This is a genomic window from Vibrio sp. Vb0667, assembly GCF_033391095.1.
In genome coordinates this window covers 1-1,111 of record NZ_JAWPOL010000332.1, presented here as the reverse complement: position 1 = coordinate 1,111, position 1,111 = coordinate 1, and the positions used below count along the sequence as shown (strand labels likewise).

General features: G+C 47.0%; 2 protein-coding genes. Both read right to left on the bottom strand.

What is annotated here, in order from left to right; genetic code table 11:
- On the bottom strand, positions 1–560 hold a 560-nt coding region (locus R8269_RS25675; protein ID WP_318222969.1), incomplete at its 3' end, for an ABC transporter permease.
- Positions 557–1,111 (bottom strand): ATP-binding cassette domain-containing protein (locus R8269_RS25670; RefSeq protein WP_318222968.1); only part of this gene is annotated, 555 nt, incomplete at its 5' end. The genes R8269_RS25675 and R8269_RS25670, both read right to left, overlap by 4 nt.

Sequence of the window (1,111 nt, the reverse complement as noted above, 5' to 3'; positions counted from 1 at the left end):
TCAACAACTTTGAATGGCAGTTTATCGTGACGGCTGAAGCCAACATCGCTGATACCATGGGCAATGATGATTTCACTGCCTATCTGGTAACCCAATTGTTTGGCGACGTCCGATCCGAGTACGGTTTCAAATAATCCATTGAACTCTTTCCCTTTCGAGAAAGTAAGTGGTTGCTTACTTCCGTACTTATAATGCTCAAAGTAACTATGATTGGTCCCCATCACTCGAAAGCCTTTGTGAGAGTCTCCGAGCGAAATGGGAATTGCCCAATCAACCGCGCGATGCTGGCTGAATTCTTGGTAGCTTTTCCAATCGATATTATTGGTGGCATTACCGATACGAAAGACTGAATACAGCAGTAAGTTCACTTGGCCTGAGCGTCCGCCGACAATTAGGTCAGTTCCGGAAATGGTGTTCGCAAAGCTGTCTTTTGCTTGAGTGCGGATACGTTCTACGCCAAGCAGCAAGATTACCGATATTGCTACCGTCATGATCGTCAACACCGCTGTCGCTTTGCGGTTCATCAAGCTTTTCCAAGCGAGTTTGATTACAGCACTCACGCTAGCACCTCCATGTTACTGCTTTGGTTTATTTCTGGCAGATTAATGGTGCGATCGAACAAGCTTTCCAGAGTTGGATCATGGCTGACAAAGATTAATGTCGCGTTGGCTTGATTAGCCTGTTCCATCAGCAGTTCGATGAACGCCATGCGATTATCATGATCGAGTGCAGATGTCGGCTCGTCAGCAATGACTAACGCAGGATGCCCTATTAGCGCACGAGCTGCAGCCACTCGCTGTTGTTGTCCAATACTCAGCTCTGACACTGGGCGAGAGTGTAAATTTGTCGGTAAATGAAGCCGCTCCAACAAGGTTGTCGCTTGTGATAAAAGCTCGGCTTTGGAGGCGTTTGGTGTCACGCGATCTCGTCTCACTTTACTGAATTGGCAAGGAAGTAATACGTTGTCGATGACATTCAAATACGGCAGCAAGTTGAATTGCTGGAAGATATAACCAATGTGGTCGGCGCGGAATCTATCTCTGCGGCTTGAACTCAGCGTCGCTAAGTTCGTATTGAGTACTGATAACGAGCCCGCACTTAACGTATTGAT